Below are 15943 nucleotides of genomic sequence, written 5' to 3' on the forward strand. Positions count from 1 at the left end.
CCGGCTCGACGACGGCCCACCGCGGCAGGCCTGTGGAGGAGGACGGCGGCTGTGGAGAACGGGCGAGGCCCGCCACATCCGCCCGCCCCGCCCCGCCCCGCCACAGCCGCACGCCGACATGGCGTCTCGCGCGCACCGCGGCGGGGGCGAGACGCCATCGTCGGGAGCGACTGCGGATTCGCCGTACATCCGCGGGGGCGAGACGCCAGGCCCGGGAGCGGCTGCGGGACACCCCTCGGCGGGACCGCGGTCGTGGCACAAATGCGAGAAACCGCGGCAGGGGGTGCCGCGGTTTCTCAAAGCGTCAGTTCTCGGGGGGGATGAACTGAGCACCTATAGGGGGATGCCCCGTTAAGGGCACAGTCAGTATCACCCATCTGCGATCCCAGCACAAGAACCGTATCGTGGGGACCGTGTCCGCCCCCCGCCCACCGGGCCCCAGGATCTCGCACCGTCCGCGCCGCGTCGCCGCGTTCTTCGACCTCGACAAGACGATCATCGCGACCTCGTCCGTGTTCGCGTTCAACAAGTCGTTCCTCGGCGAGGGTCTGCTGTCCCGGCGCTCGGTGATCGACCTCGCCTATACGCAGCTGGCCTTCAGCCTCTCCGACGCCGACGACGAGCAGATGCAGAAGGTCCGGCAGGCCATGGCGACCGCCACCAAGGGGTGGGCCCCCGAGCAGGTGGAGCGGATCGTCACCGAGGCGCTCACCGAGACCGTCTCCCCGACCGTGTACGCGGAGGCACAGGATCTGCTGGCCGAGCATCGCGCGCTGGGCCACGACCTGGTGATCGTGTCCGCGTCCGGGGAGGAACTGGTCGCGCCGATCGCCCGCATGCTCGGCGTCGACCACTACGCCGGCACCCGCATGAACAGGGACGAGAACGGCCGGTACGGCGGAGAGATCGAGTTCTACTGCCAGGGCCCCGGCAAGGCGGAGGCGATCCGCGCGTTCGCCGAACGCTACGGCTACGACCTCGAGGCGTCCTACGCCTACTCCGACTCGTCCACGGACATGCCGATGCTCGAACTCGTGGGCCATCCCACGGTCATCAACCCCGACCGCGCGCTGCGCCGCGAGGCACTCGAGCGCGGCTGGCCGATCCTCACCTTCTCCAACCCCACGCCGCTGCTGCCGACCCTCGAGCGCGCCACCGGGCCGATCGTGGGGGTCGGGGCGATCGTCCTGGCCATGGGGGCGGCCGCGGTGTCGTTCGCGCGCGGCGCCCGGCGAGCGGCGCGCTGACGGCATCGGCCGGAGCTGGGACGCCGGTCGACAGTGTTCGTGTCGCCAACGCCGGGGCTGTAGACACCGGCCGGCGGTGCGCGCCCAATCGTCCATCCTCGGCCGCGGCCAGCACCGGAGGCGATAGCCGGACCCACCTACGACCCGCCGCGTTATTTGGGGGTTCCCACCATCGCACCGGGACTGTGATCCACGGCATGCTCTAGGCACGGTGGCGAGGACGCCAGGACCGGGACGGAAGAGAAGTCACGGCCCCCCGCCCCCACCACCGTCATCGACATTCGGAACTCCACGCGACGGATAACGCCCGAGAGGCATACCAGCCGTGGGTCCGCGCCAGCCGTCACCGACGGTTGTCCCGGGCCGGCGACACGGCGGACCACAGGACGCCTGGGACCCGGATCTCTCGATGGACCGCAGTGAGTTGGCGGGTCGGCTCTGGCCGGCCCGCCATTCACGCGTTCAGGCCCCGGCGGCGTCGGCGATCGAGGTGGCCTCCCGCGCGCCCGCCTCGAGGGCCCGACAGCAGTAGAGGATCCACGCCGCGACACCGTCCGCGCCGCCCGTCATGTAGCCGGCGAGTGTGGAGCGGTAGGCGTCCGGATCGCGGTAGAAGGTCACCTCGGGCACCCCCAGGCAGTGAGGATCGAGGCCGGTGGACACGGCGACCAGGCGGAACGCGGCGCGGGCGACGATCCCGTCCGCCGAGCCGAACGGCGCCAGTCCGGAGAGTTCGCCCAACACGACCGAGGCGACCACCGGCGCGGGCACGCGGGTGCCTCCGGTGACCAGCCCGGCCAGCCCCTGGAGCCGTTCGGCGACCCCCTGCTCCGACCGCGGCCGCCCGAGCGTCTGCGGGTCGACGCCGGGACCGGAGGCGGCGAGCAGGTGCAAGTGGGCGAGCTCCTGCAGCGGCGAGCGGGTCCACACGGCCACGGCGCGGTCGAGGGACTCGCCCGTGAGCTCGCCCGCGACGCGCAGGGCGCCGGCGAGGGTCTCGTCGGGCTCACCGTCGCCGTCCAACCGGACGGAGGCGCCCTCGACGCCGGCGGACGCGCGGGCGCCACGCAGCACGGATTCGGCGGCGGTGGTGGGCCATCCGCGGCGGTTGGCCGGGTGTCGGTGCACCGCGGCCAGGGCGTCGCGGGCGGTGTCCGCGGCCTCGGCCACGCCGGGCAGGGCGGTCAGCGGGGCGAGCGGGTCGGCAGCTGCGGGGGTCACGGGTCGAGGTTACCCACCCGCCCACAATCGGCCGACACAGGCGATTTTCAGCTGCCTCAACCGGTGTCGAGCTGGTGTAATCACCCCAACCGGTCGGGGCCCGCGCCGTCTCCGCCCGCCCACCCTCGACCTCCGGAGATCCACGTGAACCTCAAGGAACAGCTCGACGCTCTGCTCGACGCGACCGCCTTCGACTCGACGGGGGCCAAGATCGGCGCGGTGCGCCAGGTGTTCGTGGACGACGCCAGCGGCAAGATCACCTTCGCGACCGTATCGACCGGGCTCTTCTCCGCCGACGCGATCGTCCCGCTGCACGGCGCGCGGCTCCTCGACGACGAGCTGCACGTCGACCACACCCGCGCCGTCATCCGCGACTCCCCGCGCCCGGACGACACCGAGGACGGCCTCACCCCCGAGCAGGAGGCGAAGCTGCTCGAGTACTACGGCATCGAGACCCCCGCGCGGCTCCGGGGCACCGCCGCGCAGGATCCCGCGCCGTCACCGTCGCCGCGGGCGCCGCAGGACGGGGGACCCCAGCCGTCCGCCCCGAAGGACGCCGGGCCTCGAAAGCCCGGGCCGGCGGGTGCGACGCGCACGCCCTCCGCCGCGCCGAAGGACGCGACGCGCGCCGCGGCCGGGGAGACCCCGGGCAAGGACGACGAGGACGACAGGGGCGGCGACGGCGGGGCGCCGACGTCCGGCGCCGCAGCGCAGGCCTCCGCCGCGGCGGCGCAGGCGGCGCGCGGGGACGGGAAGGGAGCGACGACGACGACGAAGTCGACAGACGGCGACACGGCGGCCGACTCCCCCGCACCCGCGAAGTCCTCCGGCCCGGGACCCGCGACCCCGGCTGCCGGTCCGTCCGACGAGGCCGGCGGAAAGGACCCCGCGCCGCGCCGCGACTGAGGCCGGGTGGGCCGGACTCCCCCGTCGCACCCCCACGGGTGGGTTGCCGAACACGGTCGGCCCCATGTGACTACGCTCACATGCATCGGTCCGGACACGTCCGCCGCGGCGATCCCGGCCGTCCGTGAAACTCATCCCCGAGAGAGAGCCGCTGATGACCGCTCCCGAGCACACCCCGTCTTTCGCGCCCGATCCCGACTTCGCCGCCAACGCCAACGCGCAGGCAGATCTGTACGACAGCGCCGAGGCCGACCGACTGGCGTTCTGGGAGGACCAGGCCCGTCGCCTCGACTGGGACACCGAGTGGTCCGAGGTGCTCGACTGGTCGGACGCCCCCGTCGCCAAGTGGTTCGTCGGGGGCAAGCTCAACGTCGCCTACAACTGTGTCGACCGGCACGTGGAGGCGGGCAACGGCGACCGGGTGGCGATCCACTGGATCGGTGAGCCCACCGACGACTCCCGCGACATCACCTACGCCGAACTGAAGGACGAGGTCAGCCGGGCCGCCAACTACCTGAGCACGCTCGGCCTGGTGGCCGGCGACCGGGTGGCGATCTACATGCCGCTGCTGCCCGAGGTCTACATCGCGATGCTCGCGTGCGCCCGGCTGGGACTGACCCACTCCGTCGTCTTCGCCGGCTTCTCGCCCGCGGCGCTGCGTTCGCGGGTCGACGACGCGGAGGCCAAGCTCGTCATCACCGCCGACGGCCAGTTCCGCCGCGGTAAGCCCGCCCCGCTCAAGGCCGGCGTCGACGACGCCCTGGCCGGGAACCTCGAGGGCGTCGACGGCCGCGCGGAGTCCGTGCAGAAGGTGCTCGTCGTGCGTCGCACCGGCCTCGACGTCGAGTGGACCGAGGGCCGCGACGTCTGGTGGGACGAGGTCATCCCCGAGCAGTCCACCGAGCACACCCCGGAGGCGTTCGACTCGGAGCACCCGCTGTTCCTGCTCTACACCTCCGGCACCACCGGCAAGCCCAAGGGCATCGTCCACACCTCCGGCGGCTACCTCACGCAGGCCGCCTACACGCACCACAACGTCCTCGACCACAAGCCCGGCGAGGACGTCTACTGGTGCACCGCGGACGTCGGCTGGGTCACCGGCCACACCTACGGCGTGTACGCCCCGCTGGCCAACGGCGCCGAGTGCATCGTCTACGAGGGCACGCCCAACTCCCCCGACGAGCACCGCCACTTCCAGATCATCGAGAAGTACGGCGTCACCATCTACTACTCCGCGCCGACCCTCATCCGCACGTTCATGAAGTGGGGCAAGGAGATCCCGGCCGCCCACGACCTGTCGTCGATCCGTCTCCTCGGTTCGGTCGGTGAGCCGATCAACCCGGAGGCGTGGCGCTGGTACCGCGAGAACATCGGCGGCGGGAAGGCCCCCATCGTCGACACCTGGTGGCAGACCGAGACCGGCGCGATCATGATCTCGCCGCTGCCGGGCGTCACCGAGACCAAGCCGGGGTCGGCCATGCGGCCGCTCCCCGGGATCTCGGCCGCCATCGTCGACGGGGACGCCAAGGAGGTCCCCGCGGACGAGCAGGGCTTCCTGGTCCTCACCGAGCCGTGGCCGGCGATGCTCCGCGGCATCTGGGGCGACATGGAGCGCTACCGCGACACCTACTGGTCGCGCTTCGCCGAGGAGGGGTACTACTTCGCCGGTGACGGCGCCAAGTGGGACTCTGACGGCGCCCTGTGGGTGCTCGGCCGCGTCGACGACGTCATGAACATCTCCGGCCACCGCATCTCGACCTCCGAGGTCGAGTCGGCGCTCGTCGGCCACCGGGCGGTCGCCGAGGCGGCCGTGGTCGGGGCCAACGACGAGACCACCGGGCAGGCGATCGTCGCCTACGTGATCCTGCGCGGCAACGTGGACGCCGAGGAGGACCGCCAGAAGCTCATCGACGAACTGCGGGCCGAGGTGTCGCGGGAGATCTCCCCGATCGCCAAGCCGCGCGACATCACGATCGTGCCGGAACTGCCCAAGACCCGTTCCGGCAAGATCATGCGCCGACTGCTCAAGGACATGGCCGAGGGCCGCGAGGGCGGCGACACGTCGACCCTGGCGGACCCGACGATCATGGACCAGATCCGCGAGAAGGGGACGCGCGGATGACCGGGTAGCGGGTGAAGGCCGCCACGTGTCGTGGCACGATGGACGACGGTGCAGCCGTCGCCGGACAATGGAGGAACAACCGTGAGCCACGCCCAGGGAACGCACAAGCCGACCGAGGCCTCGATCCCGCTGCACGACGCGGACTCGATCGGCCGGGGCGACGCCAGCATCGGCACCCTCGTCAAGAACGCCTCGACCCATGTCTCGACGCTCATGCGCGCGGAGATCGAACTGGCCAAGACCGAGATCACCGAGCAGGTGAAGAAGGCGGCCACCGGGTCCGGGTTCTTCGTGGCCGCGCTCGTGTTCCTCCTGATGTCCTTCTTCCCGTTCGTGTTCATGTGGGCCAAGCTCATCTCACTGTGGTTCGGCACCAAGACCTGGGACTGGATGGGCTTCCTCATCGTGTTCGTGGTCCTGGTCCTGCTGGCCGCGGTGTGTGGCCTGCTCGGGTACCGCAAGGTCAAGAAGATCCGTAAGCCGCAGCGCACCATCGACTCGGTGTCGGATCTCAAGCTGGCCATGCCGAAGGGTTCCGAGCCGCAGCGTCCCCACACGGTGCGGATCACCAGCACGCCCGAACCCCCCGTGCGCAACTGAACGCGCGACTGAGAACGCCCGCTCACAGGCCGCCCGACCCGTCGATCGTCAGGATCGACGGGTCGTGGCGGCATCGTGACGTCTCGGCCAACGGCATCCGGCTGCACGTGGCCGAGGCCCTCCCCGCCGACGTCGTCGCCGGCGAATTGCCGCCGCTGGCCCTGCTCGTGCACGGGCTCAGCGGGATCTGGTGGACGATGCGGGCGCCGATGCTCGCCCTCGCCGAGGCGGGCTTCCACGCGGTGGCCGTCGACCTGCGCGGGCACGGCGATTCCGACAAGCCCCCGCGCGGTTACGACGCGTGGACCCTCGCCTCGGACATCACGAACCTCGTGCGGGCGCTGGGGCACTCCTCCGCCGTCATCGTGGGACAGGGCGAGGGCGGGTTCATCGCCTGGACCGCCGCGTACCGCCGGCCCCGCGCGGTGCGGGGCCTCGTCGTCGTCGGGTCCCCCCACCCGCTCGCCACGCGTCGCGCCGCACTGTTCGACCGACACCAACGGCGGGCGCTCGTGCCCCGCCTACTCGCGGACCAGGTTCCGCGCCTACCCGAGAGGCGCCTCACCCGCGACGGGGCCGCGGACGTCGAGGAGATGCTGCGCAGTCGCTCGGGCCCCGCGTGGCCGGGCACCGACGACTTCCGCGAGACCGTCGACCTGCTCCGGCGGGCGATGCTCATCCCCAAGGTGGCCCACCTGTCGCTGGAGAGCCGCCGCTGGATGGTGCGCAGCCAGCTCCGGCCGGACGGGCGCGATTTCCGCCGCGCGGTCTCCGGCGTCCTGCCGCAGCCCGTGCTCGGCATCAGCGGTGCCGAGGACCGCTTCATCCTGCCGGCGACCGTCCGCGCGTCCTCGGCCTGGGCCGGCGACTTCACCACCGCGCTCGTCCCTGGCGCCGGTCACTTCCCGGCGATGGAGGCCCCGGCGGAGACGTCCCGCCTCATCGTCGACTTCGCGCGCCGCGTCACCCCGGCCTGACCGGGGCCGCCCCGCGCCGCCCGCGCACAGCAGGCACCGGCCCCCACCGACGGCGGGTACCGGACCCCCGGCGCTGCGGGGCCCCGGTCCGGTCAGCGGACGCCGACGCAGGGGCCGGTCGGCACCGCGCCCGGCGCGTCGACCGCCGCCTGCAGCTGCGGCAGGACCTGCTCGACGGTGAGCGCGTAACCCGTGTCGGCGGCGTCCATCGCGGCACCGAACACCACGCCCACGACCTTCCCGTCGGGTGTGATCAGCGGGCCGCCGGAGTTCCCCTCGCGGACGCTGCCCCGCAGGATGTAGACCTCGCGCTCCACGGTCTGCTGACGGTAGATGTCGGGTCCGCGCAGGGTCACCCGCTCGCGGATCCGGGCCGCGTCCGGCCGGTAGGGACCGTTGCCGGGATAGCCCACGACGATCGCGTCGTCGCCGGTACGGGCGCGGTTCTCGGCGAAGGGCAGGACCGGCGCCTGCAGCCCGGGCACGCGCAACACTGCCACGTCCACCGAGGAGTCGTAGACCACGACCTCGGCGTCGAGTTCGCCGTCGCCGGCGACCACGGTGACCGAGCCGGTGCCGGCCACCACGTGCGCGTTGGTCATGACCAGGCCCGGGGCGGCCACGAAGCCGGAGCCCTCCAGGGCCCGACTACACGACTCGGCGCGGCCGCGGATCTTCAGCACCGACGGCTTCACCCGCGCCACGACCTCCGACCCCGCCAGCACCGGGTCGGGCGGCGGGACCTCCTGGAGCGGGGTGGTGCCGAACGGGCCGAGGATGTCCGGGAACCCGGTCGTGCCGAGGACCTGGGTGAACGCCGCCGGGATGCGCTGCAGCTGCTCGGGTGCGACGTCGTCGATCTTGGCCAGCACCGTCGAGCCCCGCACCGCCTTGCCGGGCCCGGGGCCCTCCTGGGCGGCGATGGGCACGGCGACCAGCCATGCCACCAGCAGCATGGCGGCGGACTGGAACACCGCGCCCAGGGTGCTGTCGAGAAGCCTCGCGCCGGTGCCGGAGATGTAGCGCCGGGCGGCCCGACCGATCGTCACCCCGGCGACCTGCCCGATGATGACCATCACGGCGATGATCGCCAGTCCGGCCACCAGGCGGCCCAGGGGCTCGTCGACCTCGCGCACCAGGTGTGGAGCCACCAGCAACCCGGAGGTCGCGCCGATCCCCACGCCGAGGAGGGCGAACCCGGAGGCGGCGGCGCCGTTGATCCAGCCGGAGATCGCAGCGGCGGCGGCCAGGGCGAACAGGGCGAGGTCGAGCCACTGCGACCCCGTCACCGAAGCCCCCTCCGCGGATTGTCGGCGGGCAGGTCGAGGGGCTCCTCGCCGTCGGGTGCCGCGTCACCGGCGTCACGGGTGTCCGCGGGCTCGGCGGTGCCGGCTCCGGCGCTCAGTCCGGGCACGCCGGCGACGGTGCGGTCGGCCAGCGGATCAGCGGACTCGCGGCGGGCCTCCTCGGCCGACATGCGGTGCTGTTCGCCGTTGCCGGAGGCCGCCAGGGTCTTCTCGAGGTCACGGATGTCGGTGGTGTCCCATTCCAGATCCCAGCCGGCGGAGTGGAACATCGCGGCGAGGATTCCGGCGGTGAAGCCCCACACCACCAGATCGTCGTGCTGGAACGCGGGACCGGTCCAGCCGGTGGTGTGCCGCAGCAGGAAGCGGTTGGCGGGGTCGAGCAGTTCGCTGACCGGCACGGTCATCACACGCGCGGTCTCGCCCGGGTCCACCACGCCGACCTCCATCGGCTCACGCCAGTACCCCAGGACGGGCGCGACCGAGTAGTTCGACACGGGGATGTACAGCTCCGGCAGCACCGCCAGGACGTCTACGCCGGCCGGGTCCAGGCCGGTCTCCTCCCACGCCTCGCGCAGAGCGGCCTCGACGGGCCCGCTGTCGGTGTCGTCGACCCCGCCGCCGGGGAAGGAGATCTGCCCGGAGTGGTTGCGCAGGGTCGGCGCGCGGTGGGTGAGCAGCACGCGGGCGTCCTCGGGCGGCTGCGGCCCGGGGGCGTCGGGCGAGCCGGAGAGTAGCACCAGCACGGCGGCGTCGCGGTGCGGTCGACCGGCCTCGTCTGGTCCGCGGTGGGCGGGCGGCTTGCGCTGGGGCAGGAGCCCGTCGAAGCTGCCGTCCGTGCACGCCGACATCAGCGGGTCCATCCACCCGGGATGCGGCACCCCGGTGATGTCACCGGGGCGTGGCACGGGCCGGTCCGCCGGGTCGTGCGCGGTCGGGCTCACGCGGTCACCCCCAGGTGTTCGGCGACGGCGTCCAGCACGTCCTGTTCGCTGTCCATGGGCTGCACCAGCACGTGGGCGACCGTGCCGTCGGGGCGCACGAACAGCGTGAGCGGCAGCACGGGCGGGGCGCCGAGGACGGTGGGCAGCTCCTCGTCGTGGTCGGAGACCGAGACGAGTTCGTCGATGCCGAGCGCGGCGAGGGTGTCGAAGCCCTTGGTCTCGGACGGGTCGGTGTGGGAGATGACCACCCGCACGTCGTCGCCGAGCGTGGCGGCCGCGTCGCGGATCGCGGGGAGTTCGCGCCGGCACGGTTCGCACCAGTAGGCCCACATGTTGACGACCATGGGCTTGCCGGCCTGGATCTTGCCGAGCGTGGTGGTGGAGCCGTCGTCCATGCACCGGACCATGAGGCCGGCGACGGGCCCGGAGGTGGTGGCGGGTGCGGCGCTGTCGCGGCAGGCGGGCAGGTCGGCGGTGGCGCGGGTGTCGGCGTCCACGACCGTGTGCGGCTCGTCGGCGGCCGGGCCGCCCACGGGGGGCGCGCCGGGGGCCCCGGCGGGGGGCGCGCCGGGGGCAGCGGTGGGATCGCCGGAACCGTCGCCCGAGTCCCCGAAGGTGGAGAGGAGGGCGACGACGACGCCGACCAACGCCACGAGGGCGACGAGCGACCACCGGGTTGACGCGCTCACGCGAGATCCCCCAGTCCCACCAGCTGGAGCAGGTGTTCGCGCTCGGGTCCCGCCACGAGGCGCGCGGCCGCGACCGGGTCGAGCGGGCCGGCCTCCCCCGCGGACGGGCAGTCGTCGGCCAGGACGCACGCCCCGCAGGCCGCGGTCCGCGCGTGGCACACCCGGCGGCCGTGGAAGATGATCCGGTGGCTGGCGTCGGTCCAGCCGGCGCGCGGGATCATCTGGGAGACCTCCCGCTCGATGCGGACCGCGTCGGTGGCCTCGGTCCACCTCCACCGGTTGACCAGGCGGATGAAGTGGGTGTCGACGGGCAGCCCCGGCACCCCGAAGGCGTTGCCGAGCACGACGTTCGCCGTCTTCCGCCCGAATCCCGGGAGGGTGACCAGGTCCTCGAGCCGCGGGGGCACCTCGCCGTCGAACCTCTCCACCAGGGCCGCCCCGAGGCCCTGGATGCTCCGCGCCTTGTTGCGGTAGAAGCCCGTGGGGCGGATGAACTCCTCCAGCTCAGCGCGGTCGGACCCCGCGTAGTCCGCGGCCGTCCTGTAGCGGGCGAACAGCGCCGGGGTGACCTCGTTCACGCGTTTGTCCGTGCACTGCGCCGACAGGATCGTCGCGACGGAGAGTTCGAGGGGGTTGCTGAAGTCGAGCTCGCAGTAGACGTGCGGGAACGCCGTCTCGAGGGTGCGCAGCATGCGCCTGGCGCGGCGGGTGCGCCCGAGGTCGGTTTCCACCCCCCTCGCGGCCACCCCTCGTCTGCGGCGCGTCACGGCTGGAGCGGGGTCGGGCATGAGTCCACATTACGGCTACCCGCGGACACCGCACTCCAACCGCTCCGGGTGGGGGCGGGTGCACCACCACGGCGGGCTCGTGTGCGCGCGCACGCACGACGGTGGATAATCGTGGCATGCAGGGAATCCTCGTCGTCCTGGTGCCGGTCCTCCTGGCCGGGTTCGCGCTTCTCATGGACCGATTCGAGAACGCCATCCTGGCGGAGCCGGAACAGATCGACACCTGAACCAACCCGCTGACCGCGCGTCGACCCCACCTCGACGCGTGAACGACTACAGTGGCTTTCGCCACACGCACGCCATGGCGCGGACGAGCATGTCCCCGCCCCGAACGGAGGGTCACAGACTGTGACGATTGATCGCCGCACGGACCAGTCTGCCGACGACGTCCTCACCAGAGCCGGAATCTTCCAGGGTGTGGAGCCGTCCGCCGTCTCCGCTCTGCGTGACGATCTGACCCGTGAGGAGTACTCGAAGGGTGACGTGATCATCCGTGAGGGCGAGCAGGGCGACAGCCTGTACATCGTCACCTCCGGCAAGGTGAAGCTGTCCCGCAAGGCGCCCGACGGTCGCGAGAACCTGCTGTCCATCCTCGGTCCGTCGGACATGTTCGGCGAGCTGTCGATCTTCGACCCGGGCCCGCGGACCTCGTCGGCCGTGTGCGTCACCGACGTCACCGTCCAGGCCATGGACCGGTCCGCGCTCAAGCGGTGGATCGCCGAGCGGCCCGAGATCTCCGACCAGCTGCTCCGCGTGCTGGCCCGCCGCCTGCGCCGCACCAACAACAACCTGGCCGACCTGATCTTCACCGACGTGCCCGGTCGCGTCGCCAAGGCCCTGCTGCAGCTGGCCCAGCGCTTCGGCACGCAGGAGGGCGGCAACATCCGCGTGACGCACGACCTCACGCAGGAGGAGATCGCCCAGCTCGTCGGCGCCTCCCGCGAGACGGTCAACAAGGCGCTGGCCGAGTTCGCGCACCGTGGCTGGCTGCGGCTCGAGGGCAAGAGCGTCATCATCTCGGACACCGAGCGCCTGGCCCGCCGCGCCCGCTGACGCCGGCCGGACTCCGCGACTCAACCGCCCCGTCCAGCACCTCCCCGCGCCGAGCTCCCCGAGTCCGCTCCCCCGTCCAGCACCTCCCCAAATCCGCTACTCTCCCTCCGGATCCGCTACCCCAGTGGGCGTAGCGGATCCGGAGGCGGAGTAGCGGATTTCCTGGTTCAGGCGGCGGCCGGGCCCAGGCCGAGCCGTTCCTGCCGTCGCATCTCCTCGCGGACGCGCCGGACGATACGGCCCGGGTCCTCGAGATCCGCCCACGTCCACCGGATCACGACGTACCCGGCCTCCTCCAGTTGGGCTTGGCGGCGCCGCTCGGCCACCCAGTTCTCGCGGATCTCGTCCGGTCCGGTTCCGTACTTGCCGAAGCCGTCCGCCTCTCCGACCAGGCGCCACCGCGGCCAGTAGAAGTCCACCCTGAATCTGCTCCCGCCGCGTACCTCCAGCCGCACCTGCAGCTCAGGTTCCGGCAGCCCCGCCATGACCACGATGAGCCGAATCAGCGTCTCGAGCACCGACTCGGACAATCCGGAGGTCCGCTCGGGTAGGGCCCGCGCCCGGGCCACGCCCGTCCTGCCCTTCGCGGCGTCCGCCTCCGCCTGCAGGTCGCGCCGCGTGCACAGTCCACGACGGATCGCCTGGTCCGCCGCGCACACCCCGCTCTCCAGGCCGGCCGTCCGTGCCACGTCGATGATCGACCGGGCCGGTGCGGTCACGGGGATCCCGTCGAGCATCTGCACCACCCCGTCGAGCGGCAGGTTGGCAACGGTGAGCGCGGAGCTGCGGCGGCTCCCCCCGCCCGCGCGGTGACGCGTGGCGGTGGGACGCTCGAGATCCAACCCGTGGAGCGGCAGACCGTGCAGGGCGAGTGCTGAGGCGTGCGAGAAGACGGTCCCCGCCTCCACGGTGTGTGCTGCGGCCACCGTGCGTTCGACGAATAACCGACGACGTCTTTCGTAGGTCGGCTCGCCGGGCCGCCCGCCGCCCGCGCCCTCATCCGCTGCGTGGGCGTAGACCCCGGTGCGGACGCGTCTGAGCTCGCCACTCGCGATCAGTCGCGCGATGTCGTCGTGGGTCAACCCTCCGCGCGCCAGATCGGCGTACGTCGACAGGCGGGCGGGGCGGTTCTCGGCGGGTTTCGAGGTGCTCATGCCGGGATCATCCCGCCGGTGCCGGCACACCCCGGTGGTTCAGGGCCTCGCGGGCAGGCTGCTTGTGGAGGCGCACGGCCCCTGTGGAGAACCCCGTCGTCATGACCGGTCCGGATCCCACGGCTGGGCCTACGACCCCGCCCCCCACCGAGATCCGCTACTCCCGCTCGGGATCCGCTACTCCTGTGCGGGTAGCGGATCCCGAGCGGGAGTAGCGGATTCGGGCTGTGCGGGGCTGGGCAGGGCGGGGCGGGGCGGGGCTGGTCAGGGCGGGCCGGCCGGGGCCGGCGCCGTCCCGGCTCAGGCGTCCGCGTCAGGGCGGTCGAGGCGGTCGAGGTAGCGCAGCGCCACCTCGGTCGACTGCTCGGCCACCTTCAGCAGGAACGGCGTCACGTCGCGGTAGATGTGCTGCGTGATCGCCTCGGCGGAGGCATCGCGGCCCAGCTCGGCCCGGGCGGCCACGATCTGTTCGAGCCGATCGCGCCGGTGCTGCCCGAGGACCTGCGCGGCGCGGCCGGTGTTCTCGACGTCGGGCCCGTGGCCGGGGATGCCGATCACGCCGTCGGCCCGCGCGGCGAGCAGGTCCATGCTGCCGAGGTAGTCGCCGAGATCGCCGTCGGTCGAGTCGAGCACGGTCGAATCCCTGCCGAGGATCGTGTCCCCGAGGACCACGCAGTCGGGCCGGGCGGTGAACCCGGCGCCTGCGGGCCGCACCTCGAGACTGACCGAGTCGGCCGTGTGCCCCGGGGTGCCCAGCACGGTGATGTCCAGTCCGGCGGCGTGGATCACCTCGTCGTCGTCACCCCCGGTCACCAACGGTGCGGCGTCGCGGCAGAACCGTTCCTCCACGGCCCGGACCGGGGCGGAGGTGAAGGCGCGCAGGTGATCGATGCCGTCGGTGTGGTCGCCGTGGCGATGGGTGACGACGACGAGCTCGATCTCCCCCACGATCGCCGCGATCCGCTCGGCGTGCGCGCGGTCGTCGGGCCCGGGATCCACCACCACACAGGTGGGCGACCCCGGCGCCCTCAGCACGACCGTGTTGGTCCCCTCGAAGGTCATTTCCGAGGGGTTGTCGCAGAGGATGACCCCGGACAGCTCCGTGACGGGCCGGAGCGTCTCGTAGGCGGGGAAACTGATCGGGGTCAGGCCGGCGGACACCGCTGCTAGACCTCGACCTCGACGATGAGCTCGACCTCGACCGGCGCGTCGAGCGGCAGCTCCGACACGCCGACGGCCGAACGGGCGTGCACCCCGGCGTCGCCGAAGATCTCGCCGAGCACGTCGGACGCACCGTTAATCACCGCGGGCTGGCCGTTGAACCCGGGCGCGGAGGCGACGAACCCGACGACCTTGACGACCCGCACCACGGCGTCGATACCGACGAGCGCGTCGACGGCCGCCAGCGCGTTGAGCGCACACGTGCGCGCCAGGTCCGCGGCCTGCTCCGGGCTGACCTCGGAGTCCACCTTGCCCGTGGCGGCCAACGCACCGTCGACCATGGGCAGCTGGCCCGAGGTGTAGACGAACGTGCCGGCCCGCACGGCGGGGACGTAGTTCGCGACCGGCGGGACGACCGTCGGCAGCTCCACACCGAGCTGCTCGAGCTTGCGGCTCCAGTAGCCGGTGGGCTCCGGCTCCGTCATCAGAGCCGACGCTTCATGTAGGCGACATGCTGCTCGCCCGTGGGGCCGGGCAGCACGGAGACCAGCTCCCATCCGTCGCCACCCCACTGGTCGAGGATCTGCTTGGTGGCGTGCGTCAGCAACGGCACGGTGACGTATTCGAACCGGTCTGCTCCGGTGGATTCGCTCATGGACCCCACTCTAGGTAAGTCAGGAGCGTCCCGCGCGCGGTGGTGCGAGCGCTTAGGGTGGAGGCCATGCCGTCCACGACAAGTCAGGGAACGCCGTCGACGCGGGCGACCATCGCCGATGCGCTGTCCACGGGGTGGTCCGAGAGCTCGACGCGCGCCGACCTGCACTACGTCTCCGGGAAGGGCGGGACCGGTAAGACCACCGTCGCCACGTCCCTCGCCCTGGCCCTGGCCTCGACCGGCAAACGCGTGCTGCTGGTGGAGGTCGAGGAGCGTCAGGGCATCGCCCGGACCTTCGACCGTGAACCGCTGCCCTACAGCGAGGAACTCGTCGCCCGCGTCGACGGGGGCGGCAAGGTGTACGCGCTGGCGATCGACATCGAGGCGGCGATGCTCGACTACCTCGACACCTTCTACCGCCTCGGCGTGGTGGGCAAGGTGATGAAGTCGGTGGGCGCCATCGAGTTCGCCACCACCATCGCGCCCGGATTGAAGGATGTCCTGCTCACCGGCAAGATCTACGAGGTCGTCACGCGCGAACACGCCAAGCGGGAATCCGTCTACGACGCGGTGGTCGTGGACGCACCGCCGACCGGCCGGATCGGCAAGTTCCTCGACGTCACCACCGCGATGGCCGACCTCGCCGGCGGTGGCGGGCCCATCCGGCGGCAGGCCGAGGCCGTCGCCGAGCTCGTGCACTCGCCGCGGACGGTCGTGCACCTGGTGACCCTGCTCGAGTCGCTGCCCGTGCAGGAGACCCTCGAGGCGATCGACGAGCTCAAGGGCCACGGCCTGCGCATGGGGCAGGTGTTCATCAACCGCGCCGAGACGCGGCACCTGGACGACGAGGCGCTGGCGCGGATCGCCGACGAGGACATCGACGCCCAGGCCGTGCGCACCGGACTCGACGCGACCGGGGTGGAGGTCGACGACGAGGGCTTCGAGGGCCTGCTCGTCCAGGCGATCGAGCACGCCCGCGTCGCCCGCGGTCAGCTCCGGGCGGGCGAGACCCTCACGTCGGCCGCCTGCCCGACCCTCGTCCTGCCGGCCCTGCCCCACGGCGTGGAGGTCGCCGACCTGTACGACCTCGCCTCCGCCCTCGTCGACCAGGGAGTGCACTGA

The 15943-nt window shown here is 72.3% G+C and carries 16 protein-coding genes; 7 read left to right on the forward strand and 9 right to left on the reverse strand.

Annotated features, from left to right (window positions below):
* Window positions 1-413: 413 nt before the first annotated feature.
* The gene (locus RWK90_RS09530) at window positions 414-1247 is read left to right on the forward strand and encodes an HAD-IB family hydrolase (RefSeq protein WP_314037190.1); all 834 of its coding nucleotides are present in this window, start codon (window positions 414-416) and stop codon (window positions 1245-1247) included.
* A gap of 462 nt (window positions 1248-1709) precedes the next feature.
* Here the strand turns inward: RWK90_RS09530 and RWK90_RS09535 are convergent, their stop codons facing one another.
* Window positions 1710-2468, reverse strand: coding sequence for an oxidoreductase (locus RWK90_RS09535; protein WP_314037192.1), 759 nt, complete (start codon window positions 2466-2468; stop codon window positions 1710-1712).
* Window positions 2469-2612: 144 nt separating this feature from the next.
* Here RWK90_RS09535 and RWK90_RS09540 point away from each other — a divergent pair, with 144 nt between their 5' ends.
* The 4 genes from RWK90_RS09540 to RWK90_RS09555 all read left to right on the forward strand — a co-directional run bounded on the left by RWK90_RS09540 (window position 2613) and on the right by RWK90_RS09555 (window position 7073).
* Window positions 2613-3374, forward strand: a complete 762-nt coding sequence (locus RWK90_RS09540; protein ID WP_314037194.1) for a PRC-barrel domain-containing protein — start codon at window positions 2613-2615, stop codon at window positions 3372-3374.
* Between the two features lie 154 nt (window positions 3375-3528).
* Complete coding sequence (acs, locus tag RWK90_RS09545) at window positions 3529-5496, forward strand: acetate--CoA ligase (protein ID WP_314037196.1); 1968 nt, start codon at window positions 3529-3531, stop codon at window positions 5494-5496.
* A gap of 81 nt (window positions 5497-5577) precedes the next feature.
* Window positions 5578-6096, forward strand: coding sequence for a phage holin family protein (locus tag RWK90_RS09550; RefSeq protein WP_314037198.1), 519 nt, complete (start codon window positions 5578-5580; stop codon window positions 6094-6096).
* Window positions 6097-6203: 107 nt separating this feature from the next.
* Entirely contained in the window at window positions 6204-7073 is an 870-nt protein-coding gene (locus RWK90_RS09555) for an alpha/beta hydrolase (protein ID WP_314037200.1), read from the forward strand.
* Window positions 7074-7165: 92 nt separating this feature from the next.
* Here the strand turns inward: RWK90_RS09555 and RWK90_RS09560 are convergent, their stop codons facing one another.
* The 4 genes from RWK90_RS09560 to nth are packed head-to-tail and all read right to left on the reverse strand — an operon-like array spanning window position 7166 to window position 10798.
* Window positions 7166-8362, reverse strand: coding sequence for a MarP family serine protease (locus tag RWK90_RS09560; protein ID WP_314037201.1), 1197 nt, complete (start codon window positions 8360-8362; stop codon window positions 7166-7168).
* Window positions 8359-9321 carry a CoA pyrophosphatase gene (locus RWK90_RS09565; RefSeq protein ID WP_314037202.1) on the reverse strand — a complete coding sequence of 321 codons (963 nt, stop codon included), beginning with the start codon at window positions 9319-9321 and terminating at the stop codon, window positions 8359-8361. Before RWK90_RS09565 ends, RWK90_RS09560 begins: the two co-directional genes overlap by 4 nt.
* The gene (locus tag RWK90_RS09570; protein WP_314037204.1) at window positions 9318-10010 is read right to left on the reverse strand and encodes a redoxin family protein; all 693 of its coding nucleotides are present in this window, start codon (window positions 10008-10010) and stop codon (window positions 9318-9320) included. Before RWK90_RS09570 ends, RWK90_RS09565 begins: the two co-directional genes overlap by 4 nt.
* Window positions 10007-10798, reverse strand: coding sequence for an endonuclease III (gene nth, locus RWK90_RS09575; RefSeq protein ID WP_396230310.1), 792 nt, complete (start codon window positions 10796-10798; stop codon window positions 10007-10009). Before nth ends, RWK90_RS09570 begins: the two co-directional genes overlap by 4 nt.
* Before the next feature lie 348 nt (window positions 10799-11146).
* On the opposite strand from nth, the gene RWK90_RS09580 reads away from it, so the two are divergent.
* Entirely contained in the window at window positions 11147-11851 is a 705-nt protein-coding gene (locus RWK90_RS09580; RefSeq protein WP_314037208.1) for a Crp/Fnr family transcriptional regulator, read from the forward strand.
* Window positions 11852-12018: 167 nt separating this feature from the next.
* Here RWK90_RS09580 and RWK90_RS09585 read toward each other — a convergent pair whose 3' ends face one another.
* The 4 genes from RWK90_RS09585 to RWK90_RS09600 all read right to left on the reverse strand — a co-directional run bounded on the left by RWK90_RS09585 (window position 12019) and on the right by RWK90_RS09600 (window position 14821).
* Window positions 12019-13005 carry a hypothetical protein gene (locus RWK90_RS09585; RefSeq protein ID WP_314037210.1) on the reverse strand — a complete coding sequence of 329 codons (987 nt, stop codon included), beginning with the start codon at window positions 13003-13005 and terminating at the stop codon, window positions 12019-12021.
* 300 nt (window positions 13006-13305) lie between these two features.
* A complete protein-coding gene (locus tag RWK90_RS09590; RefSeq protein ID WP_314037212.1) occupies window positions 13306-14166 on the reverse strand; it encodes an MBL fold metallo-hydrolase in 861 nt (286 codons plus the stop codon).
* A gap of 5 nt (window positions 14167-14171) precedes the next feature.
* On the reverse strand, window positions 14172-14651 hold the full coding sequence (locus tag RWK90_RS09595; RefSeq protein WP_314037215.1) for a RidA family protein: 480 nt from the start codon (window positions 14649-14651) through the stop codon (window positions 14172-14174).
* The gene (locus tag RWK90_RS09600) at window positions 14651-14821 is read right to left on the reverse strand and encodes a hypothetical protein (protein ID WP_314037217.1); all 171 of its coding nucleotides are present in this window, start codon (window positions 14819-14821) and stop codon (window positions 14651-14653) included. The genes RWK90_RS09595 and RWK90_RS09600 overlap by 1 nt, the downstream gene beginning before the upstream one ends.
* A gap of 66 nt (window positions 14822-14887) precedes the next feature.
* Between RWK90_RS09600 and RWK90_RS09605 the strand changes: the two genes are divergently transcribed.
* Window positions 14888-15943, forward strand: coding sequence for an ArsA-related P-loop ATPase (locus RWK90_RS09605; RefSeq protein WP_314037219.1), 1056 nt, complete (start codon window positions 14888-14890; stop codon window positions 15941-15943).

Origin of the sequence: Dietzia sp. CH92, from assembly GCF_032248695.1 — a bacterium.
In the GTDB taxonomy this organism is placed as follows: domain Bacteria; phylum Actinomycetota; class Actinomycetes; order Mycobacteriales; family Mycobacteriaceae; genus Dietzia.

Excerpts from the sequence above, each read along its gene's own strand:
- acs (WP_314037196.1), top strand. The coding sequence starts at position 3,529 with ATGACCGCTCCCGAGCACACCCCGTCTTTCGCGCCCGATCCCGACTTC.
- nth (WP_396230310.1), bottom strand. The coding sequence starts at position 10,798 with ATGCCCGACCCCGCTCCAGCCGTGACGCGCCGCAGACGAGGGGTGGCC.
- RWK90_RS09585 (WP_314037210.1), bottom strand. The coding sequence starts at position 13,005 with ATGAGCACCTCGAAACCCGCCGAGAACCGCCCCGCCCGCCTGTCGACG.
- RWK90_RS09595 (WP_314037215.1), bottom strand. The coding sequence starts at position 14,651 with ATGACGGAGCCGGAGCCCACCGGCTACTGGAGCCGCAAGCTCGAGCAG.
- RWK90_RS09600 (WP_314037217.1), bottom strand. The coding sequence starts at position 14,821 with ATGAGCGAATCCACCGGAGCAGACCGGTTCGAATACGTCACCGTGCCG.
- RWK90_RS09605 (WP_314037219.1), top strand. The coding sequence starts at position 14,888 with ATGCCGTCCACGACAAGTCAGGGAACGCCGTCGACGCGGGCGACCATC.